The sequence below is a fragment of the Acinetobacter genomosp. 33YU genome, from assembly GCF_001990725.1.
In the GTDB taxonomy this organism is placed as follows: Bacteria; Pseudomonadota; Gammaproteobacteria; order Pseudomonadales; family Moraxellaceae; genus Acinetobacter; species Acinetobacter seifertii.
This window is the reverse complement of record NZ_LFZQ01000004.1, coordinates 223546-240873: the sequence shown is the minus strand read 5'-3', so window position 1 is coordinate 240873 and position 17328 is coordinate 223546. Positions and strand designations below refer to the sequence as shown.

At 40.1% G+C, this 17328-nt stretch carries 12 protein-coding genes; 6 read left to right on the top strand and 6 right to left on the bottom strand.

All coding sequences use genetic code 11. The features are described from left to right. Nucleotides 1-152: 152 nt before the first annotated feature. Entirely contained in the window at nucleotides 153-3467 is a 3315-nt protein-coding gene (locus tag AC056_RS04025) for an Rne/Rng family ribonuclease (protein ID WP_077162808.1), read from the bottom strand. A gap of 722 nt (nucleotides 3468-4189) precedes the next feature. Here AC056_RS04025 and AC056_RS04015 point away from each other — a divergent pair. From AC056_RS04015 to AC056_RS04000, 4 genes are all read left to right on the top strand, one after another. Continuing rightward, nucleotides 4190-5122, top strand: a complete 933-nt coding sequence (locus AC056_RS04015; RefSeq protein WP_077162807.1) for an RluA family pseudouridine synthase — start codon at nucleotides 4190-4192, stop codon at nucleotides 5120-5122. Next, entirely contained in the window at nucleotides 5119-5793 is a 675-nt protein-coding gene (locus AC056_RS04010) for an HAD-IA family hydrolase (protein WP_039251825.1), read from the top strand. The genes AC056_RS04015 and AC056_RS04010 overlap by 4 nt, the downstream gene beginning before the upstream one ends. A gap of 70 nt (nucleotides 5794-5863) precedes the next feature. Beyond that, a complete protein-coding gene (locus tag AC056_RS04005) occupies nucleotides 5864-6559 on the top strand; it encodes a helix-turn-helix transcriptional regulator (RefSeq protein WP_077162806.1) in 696 nt (231 codons plus the stop codon). Between the two features lie 49 nt (nucleotides 6560-6608). Further along, nucleotides 6609-7214, top strand: coding sequence for a glutathione S-transferase family protein (locus AC056_RS04000; RefSeq protein ID WP_077162805.1), 606 nt, complete (start codon nucleotides 6609-6611; stop codon nucleotides 7212-7214). Between the two features lie 58 nt (nucleotides 7215-7272). Here the strand turns inward: AC056_RS04000 and AC056_RS03995 are convergent, their stop codons facing one another. Beyond that, nucleotides 7273-7950, bottom strand: a complete 678-nt coding sequence (locus AC056_RS03995; protein WP_077162804.1) for a DUF1345 domain-containing protein — start codon at nucleotides 7948-7950, stop codon at nucleotides 7273-7275. A gap of 243 nt (nucleotides 7951-8193) precedes the next feature. Further along, on the bottom strand, nucleotides 8194-9093 hold the full coding sequence (gene hcaR / locus AC056_RS03990; protein ID WP_077162803.1) for a DNA-binding transcriptional regulator HcaR: 900 nt from the start codon (nucleotides 9091-9093) through the stop codon (nucleotides 8194-8196). Between the two features lie 692 nt (nucleotides 9094-9785). Between hcaR and AC056_RS03985 the strand changes: the two genes are divergently transcribed. Continuing rightward, on the top strand, nucleotides 9786-10838 hold the full coding sequence (locus tag AC056_RS03985) for an MBL fold metallo-hydrolase (protein ID WP_004698935.1): 1053 nt from the start codon (nucleotides 9786-9788) through the stop codon (nucleotides 10836-10838). Between the two features lie 66 nt (nucleotides 10839-10904). Here AC056_RS03985 and katG read toward each other — a convergent pair whose 3' ends face one another. From katG to AC056_RS03970, 3 genes are all read right to left on the bottom strand, one after another. After that, a complete protein-coding gene (gene katG / locus AC056_RS03980; protein ID WP_077162802.1) occupies nucleotides 10905-13061 on the bottom strand; it encodes a catalase/peroxidase HPI in 2157 nt (718 codons plus the stop codon). A 512-nt stretch (nucleotides 13062-13573) separates the two neighbouring features. Further along, nucleotides 13574-15868 (bottom strand): phosphoenolpyruvate--protein phosphotransferase, encoded by a 2295-nt coding sequence (gene ptsP / locus AC056_RS03975; protein ID WP_077162801.1) that lies wholly within the window; start codon nucleotides 15866-15868, stop codon nucleotides 13574-13576. Between the two features lie 84 nt (nucleotides 15869-15952). Then, a complete protein-coding gene (locus tag AC056_RS03970) occupies nucleotides 15953-16438 on the bottom strand; it encodes an RNA pyrophosphohydrolase (RefSeq protein ID WP_019458019.1) in 486 nt (161 codons plus the stop codon). A 183-nt stretch (nucleotides 16439-16621) separates the two neighbouring features. On the opposite strand from AC056_RS03970, the gene AC056_RS03965 reads away from it, so the two are divergent. After that, nucleotides 16622-17272, top strand: a complete 651-nt coding sequence (locus tag AC056_RS03965; protein ID WP_077162800.1) for an HAD family hydrolase — start codon at nucleotides 16622-16624, stop codon at nucleotides 17270-17272. The last annotated feature ends 56 nt before the right edge of the window (nucleotides 17273-17328 follow it).

Below are 17328 nucleotides of genomic sequence, written 5' to 3'. Positions count from 1 at the left end.
TGTGGGCAAAAAGTCCAATAGTTTTCATGGTTCACCATGCTTTTAAAACTTTTCTTCTAGTGCAATCAACCTAATTGGTTAAAAATAACAAAAAAAACCTAGTCATCGAAATGACTAGGTTTGTTTAAATTAGCTGCAATTGAGCAAATGGCTTACTCAGCTACAGGATTAGCTTTTTTTGGTGGACGGCCACGAGGGCGACGAGGACGACTTGGTTTGTCCTTATCAGCTTTAGAATCTTCTGATTCACTCTCTGTCGGAGCTTCAGTTGACTCAGCAGCTTGTTCTTGAGCTGCTTTAGCTTTTGCCGCTGCTTTTGGCTGTTTCGCAATTGGAGCCTCTACTACAGCTTCAACTGGCGCTTCTTCTACGCTAGATGCCACCTCAGTTACTTGATCAAGCTCAAGCGGTTGTTGCTTTGATTCAACAGGCGCTTGTGTTTCAGCAACAGGAGCAACAACAGTTTCTTCTACTACAGGAGCAGGGGTAGCTACTTCTTCTTGAGTAGAGTGTTGTTGCTTCACTTGCTCAAATGCTTGCTCAGCAGCCAATTTTGCTAAACGGCGACGTTCACGTGGATCATTTGCAACACGTGGAGTCGGCGCTTGCGATGGAGTAAGTGGAAGCACTGGTGCTGGTTCTGCTTCTTCAGCTGGTTTATGGCTTGGAAGTTCTGCATCACGAGTTACCGGTTTTTTCTCTTCTGTTTCTGAAGTTACTTCAACCACCAAAGTACTTGCGTACTGTGCCGTAAACTTCTGCAAAGCACGATTAAACGTTGGTACTAAACCAAATTGTTCAATTAACACAGTGCAGTCTTCGCCATATACGTGACGAATTAAGCTACCAATTGTGTATTGTGCCAAAGTTGGAATTTGCGATGGCGTAACAGTTGGAGTAGCTGCTTTAGCTTGTTTAGCTTCACGTTGCTGACGACGACGCATACGAGGATCGTTGCTAGCACGTTGGATTTGAGGCTGAGTAGCTTCTTTAGTTGGTTGCGCTTCTTTTGTTTCTGCAACAACAGCTTTCTCTTCTACAACTGGTGCAGGAGTTGGCTCTTGAGCAACTTCAACAGGAGCCGCTTCAACATGTTCAACCTTTTGTTCAGGCGTTAGCGCAACAATTTCGCTTTGACCTTGGTCAACGTTGATGATTAAAGCTGTGTTCATGACATCATGTTTAGGTGCGTCAATTACATCTACTTTAACTTGTTTTTCATCAACAACTACTGGTGCCGCTGGCGTATTTTGATTTTCATTTAATACGCTTGGATCGCGATGGCGATTTGGACGGTTTGGACGTTGTTGATTATTACGATCACGGCGTGGAACAACATTCTCAGTTTGTTGTACATCATTATTTTGATGTTGCTGATCTTGGTGTTGTTGACGCTTTTGCTGACGTTTTAATTCACGTTGCTCTTGGCGTGACAATTGAACCACTTCTTCATGAACTTGATGTTGTTGTTCATGAGCTTGCTGATGCTGTTCACGTTGCTCTTTATGTTTACGCTTTTTGTTGTTCTGACGTTGTTGTTGAGATCTATCATCTTTTTCAACATGTTCACGAACTTCTTGTTTCACAGGTGACTGTGAAATATAAGCATTATTTGACTGAACTGGCGCAACTTCTGCAACAGGAGGTACAGCCACTTGACCAAACTGACCACGGCTAACAGCACCAGTATTTACCATTTGCTCAATCGCAGCTGCGGCATTTTGTGCTGAACGAGATTGATCAACAGTTTGCGCTTGTTTTTGAACAAATAAGTTTTCTAACCATGCACAAGGACTTGCCGCTTTTTGAGCTACAGCTTGCTGTGCTACAGGTTGACTTGCTTGGTTTGCTTTTTTCTGAGCTGGAGCATTATTTGAAGTTTGAGCTGTTGCATGTGCATGCCCGTGATCTGCTTCTTCTAAATGCCATTCAGAAGACTCATAACCCAGCTCTTTTTCGCTTGAGCGAGTTGCTTCAGTACGTTCATAACTAGATGGAGCAAAACCGTCTGGGTTATACGCAATTTCGTAATGCGGAGTTTCTAAGTGCGGGTGAGGTAATACAGTCACACGTACACCAGAAGTTTGCTCTAAATACACCAGACTATGGCGTTTTTCATTAAGCAAGAAGGCTGCAATTTCAACTGGAACTTCAACCTGAACTTCACCATGACGTTCACGAAGAGCAATCTCTTCAACTTTACGCATGATTGAAAGAGAAAGCGAACGTAGGTCACGAACCATGCCTGTACCATGACAACGAGGGCATACATAACCTGTTGCTTCTTCAAGCGATGGACGTAAGCGTTGACGGCTCATTTCCATTAAGCCAAAACGAGACAACTGACCGAACTGGATACGGGCACGATCGCTCTGGGTTGCTTCACGAAGTTTTGCTTCAACCATACGTTGGTTGCGTTCTTTAGTCATATCGATGAAGTCGATTACAACTAAACCGCCAATGTCGCGAAGACGAAGCTGGCGAGCAATTTCTTCTGCTGCTTCAAGGTTTGTGTTCAGTGCAGTTTCTTCAACATCATGCCCGCGAGTTGATTTCGCAGAGTTAATATCGATTGAAACTAAAGCTTCAGTCTGGTCAATCACGATTGAACCGCCAGATGGAAGTTTTACTTCACGCTCGTAAGCAGTTTGAATTTGGCTTTCAATACCAAAATGAGCAAACAATGGCTCATTTAAAGTATAAGTTTTTAATTTGTCTAATTGACGAGGCATGACTGCTTTAACAAAGTTATAAGCTTCGTTATAAGCTTGTTCGCTATCAATTAAAATTTCAGCAACGTCATCACGTAAGTAATCACGAATTGCGCGTGTTACAACACCAGCTTCTTGGTGAACAAGCATTGGAGAAGGGCCAGAGCTTGCTGTACTTTGAATTTGTGCCCAAAGGTCAAGTAAGTGCTGTAAATCAAGCTGTAATTCTTCTTGAGTACGGCCAATACCAGCAGTACGTACAATCACGCTCATGCCGCGAGGTACATTTAAAGAGGCTAAAATTTCTTTTAACTCTTCGCGTACTGAACCCGAAATTTGACGGCTGATACCGCCACCTTTAGGGTTATTTGGCATAAGAACTAAATAGCGACCTGCTAAAGAAATAAAAGTAGAAAGGGCTGCACCTTTATTACCACGTTCTTCTTTTTCAACCTGAACTAAAAGCTCTGTGCCTTCAGTAATAAGTTCACGAATGTTTGAAGTCTGACGAGGATCTGCCTGGAAATAGCTATTCGCAATTTCACGCATAGACAAGAAGCCTTGACGACCTGCGCCGTATTCAACAAAAACAGCTTCTAATGAAGGTTCTACGCGGGTGACATGGCCTTTATAGATATTGGATTTTTTCTGTTCTCGGGTACGATTCTCTAAATCAAAATCGTAAAGACGATTACCAGTGATAAGTGCAACGCGAACTTCTTCGGCGTGAGTTGCATTAATCAACATACGTTTCATGGGTGTGACACCTAATAGTGACTCACACAAACAAACCAAACAAACTTAAAGGTTCTGAACGAACATCGAACATGACGGATCATTTCCCAGATCTCAAAATACTTGTGGTCTGAGTCATCTGTTACCGGCTACATTTAGCCTTAGCTTCGATTCTCGTCTGTGATGTAGGCAATACTGCTTCAACCTTTAAATCGGAATTCCTTTTTGCTTCACTGGCGGGTGAGCGGTGCATTGGTTAATGACTTTCACTGTCATTGGCCGCAAAGTGACTTCTTTATTGGAAGTTTGATACGGAATGCTCATCGTATCGGTGCTTTCGGCAGTTCCAATGCATCAACGCTTTAGCCTGAAGGCAACATTAAGGATCGATTTGTCTGATGTGTATCAGTTTACGTTCCATAACCAACTAGAGTTGGTAACATATTTTTTTGAACAAACTGAATTAAACGCAACAGTTTGTCATTTTGCCGATATAATAAGCCTTCGGCGTCGGCATAATTCTTTAGGACCAATCCGAGCTGGTGATGAAAGCATCATTTTGATTGAGGTTTCAATCAGGGAAAATTCCCATTAGATGTTCACTTACGGCGGTATCCGTGCGCTGACTATATCAAACCTTGCAGCATCTGCCTATGGGCTAAGCTTAGATTTCTTGTGAAAAAACTAAGCTAATCGGTCATTTATTAATCAAATTTCGTAAAATTTCAGGTTTAAATATTAGTATGAATTCTACACAGCAATGGCAAAGTGTCACTTGGTTTGAGGTGGATGAGCATCAAGCAGGACAACGAATCGATAATTTCCTGTTTTCACGTTTAAAGGGTGTACCAAAGAGTCGAATTTATCGTTTGATTCGTGAAGGTCAGGTTCGCGTGAATAAAAAACGTATTAAAGCCGAGACCAAAATCGCAATTGGAGATCAAATTCGTGTTGCGCCTATTCGCTATGAACAAAAAGATGAAACAGCTGTTCCTGTAAGTGATGGTGTGGCACAAAGTTTGTTAAGCCGTGTGGTTTACGAAGATGAAGGTCTATTAGTTGTAAATAAACCATCTGGTATTGCTGTACATGGCGGTAGTGGTGTGGCTTATGGTTTGATTGAGGCACTACGTGCGGCGACAGGCAAAAAATATTTAGAGCTCATTCACCGTATTGACCGTGATACTTCTGGTCTGGTCATGATCAGTAAAAAACGTAGCACTTTAAAGTTGCTACAAGATATGTTGCGTGAACACAAAATTCGTAAGACCTATGCAGCTATTGTAAAAGGTCAGGTAAGTCTTGATAAGCAACTCATTGATGCTCCTTTATTCCGCTATGAGTTAGCCAATGGCGAGCGTCGTGTACGTGTATCTAAAGAAGGTAAACCAAGTAAAACTGAATGGGTGGTTGCAGAGCGCTTTAAAAATGCCACGTTGGTTCATGCTTCACCTTTATCAGGTCGCACACATCAAATTCGTGTACATGGTTTAAGTATTGGACACCCTTTGATTGGTGATGATAAATACGGGCATAACACAGCTTATGCAGGCCCTGAAGCACGCCGTTTGTGTTTACATGCGATGCGTTTAGATATTCCGGGTTATCCGACGATCGAAGCGCCTTTACCAGAAGACATGACCCAGTTATTAGATGCTTTGAGAGTAGCAAAATGAGTCTGAAAACCGAATTAGTGATTTTTGACTGGGATGGTACTTTATATAATTCTGTTGGTCAGATTGTTGCAAGTTTACAGCATGCGGCAGAGCAGCATGAGTTAACTCTGACTGATGAAGCTGCAAAAAGTATTATCGGTTTAGGTTTACCGGAAGTGATGCAAACTTTGTTTCCGGAAGCGCCCGAGCTACATGAATCGATTTTAAAAGCATATGGCGATCACTATATTGCGAACTCGACTAGTGATGCATGGTTTGAGGGTGTTTCTGAACTACTCCATGATTTAAAAGCCCAAGGTTTAAAGCTTGCCGTAGCGACAGGTAAAAACCGTCGTGGATTAGACCGTGTGATTGCAAAAACACAAAGTACTCATCTTTTTGATGTGACTCGCGCAGCCAATGAAACTCGATCAAAACCAGATCCACTCATGTTGCAAGAAATATTAACAGTCACTGGGGTGAGTGTTGAGCGTGCAGTCATGATTGGTGATAGTAGCTATGATCTTGAGATGGCGCAGCGTTTAGGGATGCCGCGTATTGGTGTAGGCTATGGTGTGCATTCGATTGAAGTATTACAACAGTTCCAGCCTTTAACGATTGCTAAAGATGTACCTGAGCTACATAACTTTTTAAGAGAGTACGCAAAGTTATCTAATGCAGATGTAGCGTAATTTAGAATGATATAAGAAGGGGGAATTTATTCCCTCTTATTGTATGTCTAATAACAATAAGACGAGAAAAATGAGCCGTTCTATTCGTTTATTAAATCTTTTACAACAACTCCGTGAATTCCGTTATCCAGTTACTGCCCAAGTCTTGGCTGAACGTATGGGAATTAGTGTTCGTAGTATTTACCGTGATATTGATAGTCTACGTGCACAAGGTGTGAGAATCGATGCATCGGCAGGTTTGGGGTTTCAGCTTAAAGAAGACATTGTATTACCACCAATGACACTCAATGAAGATGAAGTTGAAGCTATTTTTTTGGCACTGTATTGGTTAAAGAGTGTGCCTGACCAGTCTTTACAATCATCATCTACATCCATCTTAGCTAAATTAAATTCTGTTTTGCCTGAGCATCGCCAATATTTATTACAGCAAACGACCCTAAGAGCGTTTAACACATGGCTGCCTGTAGATGAAAATCGAGTCGAACAAGTGCGGTTAGCTATTCGGCAGCAAGTCAAAATTTCGATGCATTATCATGATGAACAACAGCGAAGTAGTGTTCGAACCTTGTGGCCTTTTGCCTTGGGATATTTTAATGACAAAATTGTGTTGGCGGCATGGTGTGAACTCAGGCAGGATTTTAGACATTTTAGACTTGATCGTATTCAACACTTAAGTTTAACCCAAGAGTTATATCCATCATTTAAACAACAACTGTTCCAGCAATGGTGGGCGCAAGAATCGCAAACGACTACTGACAAAAACTGACAAAAGACCCTTGTAGACTAGCATCACGATAAACAAGGAGCCATAAAAAATGAGCCTTAAACTTTATACTAACAAAGAATCACGTGGTGTTGTGGTCGACTGGCTTTTAGTCGAATTAGGTGTTGAGTGTGAACGTATTGAAGTTGAATACAAGACTGAAATGAAAACACCGGAATATCTAAAAATTAATCCTTTTGGAAAAGTGCCGGTATTGGTAGATGGCGATGTCGTGATTTATGAGCTAGGTGCAATCTGTGCTTATCTTGCTGATAAATTTTTCGATAAAGGTTTAGCTCCTGCATTAGATGATCCTAAACGTGGTTTGTACTATCGCTGGTTATTTTTGATGGCAGGTCCTTGGGAAGCTGCTGGCGTTGATAAAGCTCTAGGAATAGAAGTAACACCTGAGCAAAAAATGTTTGTTGGTTATGGTGATTACAACGATGCCTACCAAGCTTTAGTACAAGGACTTAGTGAAGCTAATCCGTATGTGTGTGGTGAACAGTTTACGGCAGCAGATGTAAGTGTTGGCGCAATGCTATTATGGCAATTGAAAATGAACGCGATTGAATCTCATCCTGCTATTACGCGTTATGTTGAAACCATCAAACAACGTGAAGGCTTAAAACAAAGCACGATGGGCTCATTGTTGTAAACCTCTGCTGTTCAGAGTCACCCATTTGGGTGACTTTTTTATTTTGTAAATACAAGTTTTAGTTGGTAAGAAAGCCAGCAGCAACGTTAATACAGATCGCTAAGATGGTGGTATTAAATCCAAAAGACAACACAGCGTGAAATAAGTTTAAAAGACGCATGTGTTTGGTGGTAATCGAAACATCGGCAGTTTGGGCAGAAGTCCCAATAATATAACTAAAATATAGAAAATCAGGATAAGTGGGCTGTTTTGTTCCCGGAAAATCTAGACCACCATTTTCTTCATTTCTAGATAAAGCCATATAAAAATCATGGGCATAATGTAGAGCAAAAACGGTATGCATAAAAAGCCATGCAGAAACAATGGTCAGTAAAGCTAAAGCCACATGACCTAACTTTGCAGCATGATCAGAAGGAAGCTGTGAGAGCTGTATTAAAATAGCAACTAGGCACATGGTTAAAGCCAATAGAACAATCAGCATAATGACCCATTTGCTTTCATCTTGTTTTTTAGCTTGCTGCTGCATTTGAGAGTGATCTGCATTTTTCATTAGTTTGAAAACATGCAATAAATATAAGCCAATCGAACCATTCCAGCTGACTAATAAAATAGTAGACCATTTCCATGAGGTGAACCAAGTCAATAGAGTTCCGGCAATAACTCCCACAAATAAAGCAATAAAGAAGTGAGGTCGATTTCGCACGCTACGACCCAAATGCTTTAATAGTGCTACCATTTACTCGACACTCCATATGCTCTAGTAAATATTTTTTTACTGTTTGGTTAATTTAACATTAAGTTTTATATATGCTTTATGCTTATTAATAATATTTTATAAATTAAAGAGAATATATTTATCGAAAATTAAATTACTTCATTAAAGTATAAAATAAATATTAAATGCATTTAATTTATACTTTAATTTAGATTTTCTAACTAATTTATTATTTAAGAGTAAAAGTAGATTTAACTTTGGTGTTTAATCTTGATTTTTATCAAGATGAAATACTTTATTGAGCTGATCAATAAATCTTTTAACACCAACAGATTGTGTATTTTTACGATAACTCACAAATAAATCTAAAGAAGGTAATTCAACATCGAGAGGACGAACCACGGTGTTAGCAACGCCTAGCGGAGCAATATAGGCTGGTAAAATCGTGCATCCTAGTCCTGATCCAGCAGAATTAATGTTAAGTAAAATACTATCTGCCTTTTGTACAATATTGAGGTCAATATTATAAGTTTTAGTAAACTCTAAAATAGTATTGTGCAGGGTGCTAGATTGTTCAGCAGCAGGAATAATGAAATCTATACCATTTAACGCTTTTACGGGGATACGTTCGTATTTGGCGAGCGGATGATTTCTTGGTAATAGAAAAATTAGAGGTTCTGTTAAAACAAATTGGCTTTGAATTTCATTAGTTTCAGTATTGTCACGAGTAAAGGTGATATCGAGTTCACCTCTTTTTAAGGCTTTGAGTTGCTCCGTATTGTTTAAGCTTGATAGTTCAATCGTAAGGTCTGGGTGTTGTAAGCGTAGATTTGGCAGTACATAGGGGAAAATTTTCATTTCTGCAATGGGGACGAAACCAATGCGTAATAGCTGTTGTTTAGCCTTCGAGACTTGGCGTGCCAAAGCGACTGCCTTATCAGCTTGGGCCAATGTTAAACGAGCATGTTCTAAAAATACTTCACCTTCTTCTGTTAATTCGACTTTACGTTTTGTGCGATTTAAAAGTCGTACTCCGACATCTTCTTCTAAATCTTTAATTTGTTGGCTAAGGGAGGGTTGTGCGGTGTAGAGTTTGAGAGCGGCCTTACTAAAATTTAATTCTTCAGCAACAGTGATGAAATATCGAAGATGGCGTAATTCCATAAGACTAATCCAAAAAATGTCTTACTATGATTTAAGTAAAGTATAAAGCATAAAAGTATATAGCGTGAAGATGCTTTAGATATTTATAAAATAAATGAAAATTTATAAATCATTATTAATTTAATATGAAAAATTTTTTAATTATTAATTTATAAAATATATTAATCCAGCTTCACAATCAAATTTATTTTAAATTCTAATCATAAATTTTAATTACTCTTGAAAAATAATATGTAATTTTCTCATATTATGAAAAAGGCTATTATTTGTAGAAGCTTTGATAGAAGGAAATCTTTGTATAGTTGTGTATTAATAGTATTTTGTTAATAAATGTATAGCTTGTATGTTGCTATATTTTTCGATTTTATGCATATCAAAAAAATCAGCAATTTTATAAAAATTGATTAACTGAGATAAAAAAAATTCCTCCTTCCGTTATAGGCGGCTTATTATATAGGATTGTTATGTTATACAGTAGCTTTTAATACACACTGTAATTAATGAATCACAAACTCAACATATCTAGACATTTTTTTGTGGCAGTTTAGATTGATGTGTGTGGGTGGCGATGAAAATAAAAGGGATATTTATATGATAAATAAATGTAAGTTTCATAGCTTAATTTATTTAAATCGCTAAGATAGAAGACAGTATGATTCATCCTCTCGATGCTACAACCATAGAATAAGCCCATGAAAGACAAGCCGACATTAACGTATCAATTGCCGACTCAGTCCTGTTGGACGCATACTTGGATAAAGCCGCCTTTTTGCCATCCTGAATTGGGCCACGAAAAAGATACTCGTTTTTATAATCAGCAGCCTAGGTCACCAGCACGGGGATCGAAAGAGCTATTACGCTGGTTAGTTACCCGTGAATCTTATACATGGAATGTAGATATTCAACATGAATACGAAGCGCGCATTAATACACCAATTGCGTTGCCACAAAATCGCCCTCATGCGGACTTAGATGATTGGCAAGTTTGGTTTGTAGGTCACGCGACTGTACTTATTCAAATTGGACCATATAACTTTATTACTGACCCAGTATGGTGTGATTATGCGAGTCCACTGCATGGTCGTGGTCCACGCCGTGTATGTCCAGCAGGTTTTGCCTTGGAACAGTTGCCAACTATTCATGGAGTTTTACTGAGCCATAATCATTATGATCATATGGATTTAGCAACGCTTGAATGGCTACATAAAAAATTCGCAATGCCGATTTATACAGGGCTAGGTAACGGGTTTTACTTGCCTAAAGAGTTCCATGTCATTGAAATGGACTGGTGGCAGGAAATTCCTTATCACGAGTTAAGAATTGTTTATACACCTGCTCAGCATGGTTCGGGGCGTGGTTTACGTGACCAAAATAAAGCACTTTGGGGCGGGTTTTCGGTTTTAGCAAAAACAGGACATTGTTTTTTTGCTGGTGACACTGGCTATGCAGGGCACTTCAAACAGATACATGCACGTTATGGGGCACCGCGTGTTGCTTTACTTCCAATTGGAGCTTATGAACCTCGTAAACTAATGAGCTATGTTCATATGAATCCTCAGGACGCAGTCCATGCACATTTAGATTTACAAGCCCATCGTTCCGTTGCGATTCACTATCGAACCTTTCAGTTAACAGATGAAAATCGTGAAGATCCAGAGCATGCTTTAGCTCACGCTATTAAAGCTTCCTCAAAACTTGCTAATCCTTTTTATTGTATTCGAGAAGGTCATAAATTAACTGTTTAAAACCTCAATGTTGTATATAAAAAAAGCCAGTTCAATGTGAACTGGCTTTTTTGATTTTGACTTAAATTAAGCTAAGTCAAAACGGTCAAGATTCATGACTTTTGTCCATGCTGCAACAAAGTCTTGAACAAATTTTTCTTTACCATCGGCTTGAGCATAAACTTCTGACAAGGCACGTAAAATTGAGTTTGAACCAAAAACTAAGTCATTACGTGTCGCAGTAAATTTGACTGTACCTGTCTTACGGTCTTTGCCTTCAAATACTTCACTTGTTGAATCAACAGGTGCCCATACATTCGACATGTCGAGTAAGTTTGTAAAGAAATCTGTGCTGAGTACACCCACTTGCTGAGTGAATACACCATGTTGTGAACCATCCCAATTGGTGCCCAATACACGTAAACCACCAATTAATGCAGTTAACTCTGGTGCAGTCAAAGTCAGTTGCTGAGCTTTATCAATCAATAAGATTTCAGCTGGTGTGTTGATACCTTCTTTCTTCCAGTTTCTAAAGCCATCAGCAGCGCCGAGTAGCAATTGGAAAGTTTCGATATCAGTTTGACTTTGTAATGCATCAACACGACCAGGAGCAAATGGAACGCTAATGTTAAAGCCTGCCGCTTGAGCAGCTTGCTCTACACCCAGGTTACCTGCAAGCACAATTAAGTCAGCCAATGACAATTGGGTCGATGCTTTGAGTTCTTCAATTTTAGTTAAAGTTTCAACAGCTTTTTTATTGACTTCCCAACCACGTTGAGGCGCTAAAGCAATGCGTGCACCGTTTGCACCACCGCGTTTGTCTCCACCACGGAATGTTGATGCTGATGCCCAACCAAGAGAAACTAACTCACCAGCAGATAATCCTAACGCAGCAATTTTTGCTTTTGCATCAGCAATGCTTGCAGCAGATGGTATAGCGCTAGCAGCAGGTAATGGGTCTTGCCAAATTAAATCTTCAGCAGGTACTTCAGGACCTAAATAACGTGCTTTTGGCCCCATATCACGGTGAGTTAACTTGAACCATGCGCGAGCAAATGCATTCGCGAATGCTTGAGGGTCGTCATGGAAGCGACGAGAGATCTTTTCAAACTCAGGGTCAAAACGTAAAGTCAAATCTGTAGTTAGCATAGTTGGCTTACGTTTAACTGACGGATCGAATGGATCAGGAATAATCGCTTCAGCATCTGCTGCTACCCATTGAATTGCGCCAGCAGGTGAACGTTCTTGTACCCATTCGTATTTGAATAGGTTTTCAAAGAAGTAATTGCTCCATTGTGTTGGAGTCTGTGACCAAATCACTTCTAAACCTGAAGTGATCGCATCTTTACCAACACCTGTACCAAAGCTATTTGACCAGCCAAAGCCCATTTGTTCAATTGGAGCACCTTCAGGATCAGCCTGAACATGGTCAGCAGGGGCTGCACCATGCGTTTTACCTAAGGTGTGCCCGCCTGCAATCAAAGCAACAATTTCTTCATCATCCATTGCCATGTTGCCGAAAGTCGCACGAATAAATGGAGCAGCCGACCTTGGGTCACCACTGGCTTCTGGACCTTCAGGGTTCACATAAATTAGACCCATTTCGGTTGCAGCAAGATTACTGCCTTCCAAAGCTTCAGAGTTACGGTGAGCTAACCATTCTTTTTCATCGCCCCAGTTCACATCGTTATCTGGTTCCCAAACATCTTCACGACCTGCACCAAAACCAAAGGTGCGGAAGCCAGAAGATTCAAGTGCAATGTTCCCAGCAAGAATAAATAAATCTGCCCACGATATTTTTTGACCATATTTCTGTTTAACTGGCCATAATAAACGACGTGCTTTATCTAAGCTCGCATTGTCAGGCCAACTATTTAATGGCGCAAAACGTTGTTGACCACGACCTGCACCACCACGACCATCACCCATGCGATAGGTACCCGCAGCATGCCATGCTAAACGAATAAATAAGCCTGTGTAATTTCCCCAATCGGCTGGCCACCAGTCTTGGGAGTCGGTTAATACATTTTTGATATCAGCTTTAAGGGCGTAGTAGTCAATTTTTTTAAATTCTTCGCGGTAATTAAAATCTTTACCAAGTGGATTAGAGCGTTCTGAATGTTGGTTAAGCAAGTCAACACGTAATTGATTTGGCCACCAGTGTAAATTAGTCGTGCCACCACCGAGGGCTACTTGTGGTTTTGAGTTATGACCTGAAAAGGGACATTTTGATTCGTTTGACATGATTATATTCTCTCTGGGTAATATTTATTTGAGCTTTAAATGGAACCGAATGCTCATTTTCCTGGACTTCTGGGTTAAAAAACGATGTGTATCAAATAAAGAAATGAGAGAACAAGTGGTGAAGTAAACCGTTTAAATTTTTTTCACTGTTATGTCAGCTCATCATTTTTATTCAATACTACATAAGTTTCCTTTGTTTATTATTCCTTCAATTTACTGCATGAAGACTAAAAAACAAGAGGGAAAATGGTTCGACTTTTGCAAATAATGATGCATAGCATGAGCTCCTTAATCATTGAAACATCGCAATATCTTTCAACTTCGTTCTTTAAATATACTAAAATCTGAATATTTATTTTTCAAATGGATTAAATTGTCTATATTGATAGGTAAAACCGATTTAAAGAGTTAAGCAAAATTGTTGAGTACAGTAAATGAGAGTTTGAAATAACGAGAAAATCTAAAAAATAGTTCAATAAAAAAGGAGAGTTAAAACTCTCCTTTTAAAGTATTTATACGGTTACAAGACGGTTAGATTTAACCATATCGGCTAAACCATGCGTTTTAAAGTAGTACTCAAGCCAGCTTTTTACAATAAGTGGGTTATTCATTTTCATCACATCATCAAGTAACTTTTGGGCATCTGTCATTGGTACATGACAAATTGCTTTACGGACACGCAAGATGTTACTTGAACTCATAGAAAGGGTATTAAAGCCCATTGCCATCAGTAAGATTGCTGATAACGGGTCACCCGCCATCTCACCGCAAATACTTACTGGTTTTTGGTACTTGTGACATTCCTTCACCAGTCTGCTCAAGGCACGCAAAATAGAGGGATGGAAGTGTGAATATACGCTGGCCACATGCGGATTATTACGGTCTACTGCAAGCAAGTATTGAGTTAAGTCATTTGAACCAACCGAGAAGAAATCGACAAGTTCAGCAAACTCATCAATTTGTAGCAGTACGCTTGGTACCTCTACCATAATCCCGATTTTTGGTTTGGTAATCTTAACCTGTTCTTCTTCTTGCACAGCGATCCAATCGCGTTCAAGTAAATAAAGTACTTCTTCGACTTCACTTACTGTCGTTACCATTGGCAAGAGAATATGCAAATTATTTAAGCCAATACTTGCTTTAAGCATTGCACGAATTTGCGCCGAGAAAATCTCTGGATGGTCGAGTGTAAAACGGATACCACGCCATCCTAATGCCGAGTTTTCTTCTTCGATACTGAAGTATGGTAAGTCTTTATCGGCACCAATATCGAGGGTTCGCATCACCACAGGCTTATTGGCAAAGTGACTCAACTGTTGACGATAGATAGCACGTTGTTCTTCTTCACCTGGGAAGCGTTCCCGCAACATAAATGGAATTTCACTTCGGTATAGACCTACACCTTGCGCACCACGTTGTACGCCGCGAACGACATCAATCATGAGACCTGTATTTACATAAAGTTGAACAGATACACCATCTGGAGTAATCGCTTCTTTGGTCTCGTATTGCTTGAGATCTTTTGCGATTTGCTCATCTTCTTTTTGAATTTCTTTATAACGTTGACGTAAACGACGTGGCGGGTTTACAAAAACTCGGCCCTGATAAGCATCCACAATCATTTCTGCATCATCAAGCGTGTTAACAGGTAGTTCAGTGACACCAACCACTGTTGGAATACCTAATGCACGCGCCACAATCACCATATGTGAATTGGCTGCACCTTCTGAGGTTACAATGGCTGCAATATTATCTACTGGTAATTCCACAAGCGCAGCAGTACTAATTTCTTCACCAATTAAAATACTGTCTGGGCTGAGTTCACGGTGGCTAGAATCTTCTTCTTGTAAACACGCTAAAATACGTCGGCCTAAATCTTTAAGGTCGGAAACGCGTTCGCGTAGATAGTCATCTTCCATTTGTGCAAATAGGGCAGTGTGTTTTTCAATGACACGACGTACAGCACCTTGTGCCCAATGACCATCACGAATCAGATCTTTAATTTCTGCGGGTAATGCATTTTCATCTAGCATTCTTAAGAAAACGCTAAATAAAGCGCGTTCTTCGGCCATGAGTGAATCATGCATTTTTTCATCTAAAGAGCGGATCTCTGAACGAACTGATGAAATCGCTTGATCTAAAAGGCGAAGCTCATGGCTAATATCTTCTGCTTCACGGTCAGGGACAGCGCCCAAATCGGCAGGTGGATACAAAATAATGGCACGACCTAAAGCAACACCACCTGCACCTGACGCACCTTGGAAGGTTTTATAGGCAGGCCCATTACTTGGTTTACGAAATACATCGATGTTGCCAACCGCGTGAGCATGCGCAATTACCCCAGAAAGCTGAGCACAGAGCGTAACTAAAAAGGATTCGGCTGCTTCGCTAAAGTCTTGAGGAAGTCTATTTTGGACAACTAAAACGCCCATAACCTTACGACGGTACATGACAGGTACGCCGAGGAATGAGTTATAAATTTCTTCGCCCGTTTCAGGTAAATACAAGAAGCGCTCATGTTTTGGGGCATTGTCAAGGTTAACAATTTCTTCACGTTGCCCAACCAAACCGACCAAGCCTTCACCTATCTGCAATGAGACATGACCAACAGATTCTGGATTTAAGCCTTTTGAGGCCATCAAGACGTAACGCTGGTTGCGTTCATCGAGTAAATAAATAGAGCAAACATCCACTTTCATGGCCTCAGCAACCTGATTGACCATAATGTCTAACGATTCATGCAAACTCACGGACGCATTAATCTCTTGGACAATGCGTCTTAGAGTGTCGAGTTGCATGTTTGACATGGATGTATACTCCAGTATTTTTTAGACTATGAATGTATTTATAACAGCACTTTTAATAAAAATCATTTGCTAGATAAATGATTTTTAGGGTAATTGTTGCAACGGCAACTGTGTACACAACTCCACCATGGCTTTGCGGTAAACATCACGCTTGAAGTTGACCACTTGACCAAGAGGATACCAATAGCTAACCCACTGCCATTCGTCAAATTCGGGCGGGTCAGAGAGGTTTAACTGAATGTTTTTTGCAGGTGCAGTTAACTTCAGTAAAAACCATTTTTGTTTCTGTCCGATACATACAGGGTCAGAGTCTGACCGAATGTACCGATGTGGCAAACGATAACGCAGCCATCCTTTGGTTTGCGCAATAATCTGGACATGTTCGGGCAATAAGCCGATTTCTTCTCTCAGTTCTCGAAAAAGTGCCTGTTCAGGGGTTTCTCCAAACTGGATGCCTCCTTGTGGAAATTGCCAAGCATTGTGACCAATGCGCTTTGCCCATAAAACCTGTCCATCATCGTTTGCCAAAATGATCCCGACATTGGGTCGGAAACCTTCTGAGTCGATCATTTGGCTACCTAAATATTTATCTATATCGTTGACTTTAATCGCGGGGACAAACACTTTTTTATGTCCAGCTCGAAAAGATCAAAGTAAAATGTTTAAATTGCTACGATCTTAACGAATTTCTATCGACTAGCGGAGATAGATTTACATTTTTTTTCTTAAATTTCAGTTTAAACGAGAATTTTCATGAAACTGGCGTTGTTTGATTTAGACCATACCTTGTTAAATACCGATTCAGACCACTCGTGGGGTGAATTTTTAGTCAACGAAGGTTTGGTTGATCCGGTTCATCATCGTCAGATGAATGATAAATTTTATGAAGATTACAAAGCAGGCCAACTCGACCCATATGCTTATAATGAATTCGTTTTTGGTTTCTTAACAAAACATGACAATAGCTACTTAACAGAGCTTCACCAATTGTTCATGCAAAAAGTGATTCGTCCACAAATGCGCCCTAAAGGCTTCGATGCGATTAAGAAACACCAAGACTTAGGTCATACCATTGTGGGTATTACGGCAACAAGTGATTTTATTACCGCGCCAATTTTTCGTGAATTTGGTATTACTGAAATTTTAGCGACCAATGCCGAAGTAGCTGACGGTAAATATACTGGTAAAGTTGCGGGCTTGGCATGTTATCAAAAAGGTAAACTAGCACGTCTTGACGACTGGTTAGCTGGACGTAGCGTCTATGAGTCTTGGGCATATTCAGATTCAATCAATGACCGTTTTTTACTTGAATATGCAACGCATGCGATTGCGGTAAATCCTGATGACCGTCTTGAAAAGTTAGCTCAAGAGCACAACTGGGAAATTCAGGACTGGTCGATTTAAGATGATCGAGTTGGAAGAGCTATGCGGTATTTAAGGTCTTCCAACTCTTAACTATA

Coding starts and splice junctions, on each gene's coding strand:
- AC056_RS04025 (WP_077162808.1), bottom strand. CDS start 3,467: ATGAAACGTATGTTGATTAATGCAACTCACGCCGAAGAAGTTCGCGTT.
- AC056_RS04015 (WP_077162807.1), top strand. CDS start 4,190: ATGAATTCTACACAGCAATGGCAAAGTGTCACTTGGTTTGAGGTGGAT.
- AC056_RS04010 (WP_039251825.1), top strand. CDS start 5,119: ATGAGTCTGAAAACCGAATTAGTGATTTTTGACTGGGATGGTACTTTA.
- AC056_RS04005 (WP_077162806.1), top strand. CDS start 5,864: ATGAGCCGTTCTATTCGTTTATTAAATCTTTTACAACAACTCCGTGAA.
- AC056_RS04000 (WP_077162805.1), top strand. CDS start 6,609: ATGAGCCTTAAACTTTATACTAACAAAGAATCACGTGGTGTTGTGGTC.
- AC056_RS03995 (WP_077162804.1), bottom strand. CDS start 7,950: ATGGTAGCACTATTAAAGCATTTGGGTCGTAGCGTGCGAAATCGACCT.
- hcaR (WP_077162803.1), bottom strand. CDS start 9,093: ATGGAATTACGCCATCTTCGATATTTCATCACTGTTGCTGAAGAATTA.
- AC056_RS03985 (WP_004698935.1), top strand. CDS start 9,786: ATGAAAGACAAGCCGACATTAACGTATCAATTGCCGACTCAGTCCTGT.
- katG (WP_077162802.1), bottom strand. CDS start 13,061: ATGTCAAACGAATCAAAATGTCCCTTTTCAGGTCATAACTCAAAACCA.
- ptsP (WP_077162801.1), bottom strand. CDS start 15,868: ATGTCAAACATGCAACTCGACACTCTAAGACGCATTGTCCAAGAGATT.
- AC056_RS03970 (WP_019458019.1), bottom strand. CDS start 16,438: ATGATCGACTCAGAAGGTTTCCGACCCAATGTCGGGATCATTTTGGCA.
- AC056_RS03965 (WP_077162800.1), top strand. CDS start 16,622: ATGAAACTGGCGTTGTTTGATTTAGACCATACCTTGTTAAATACCGAT.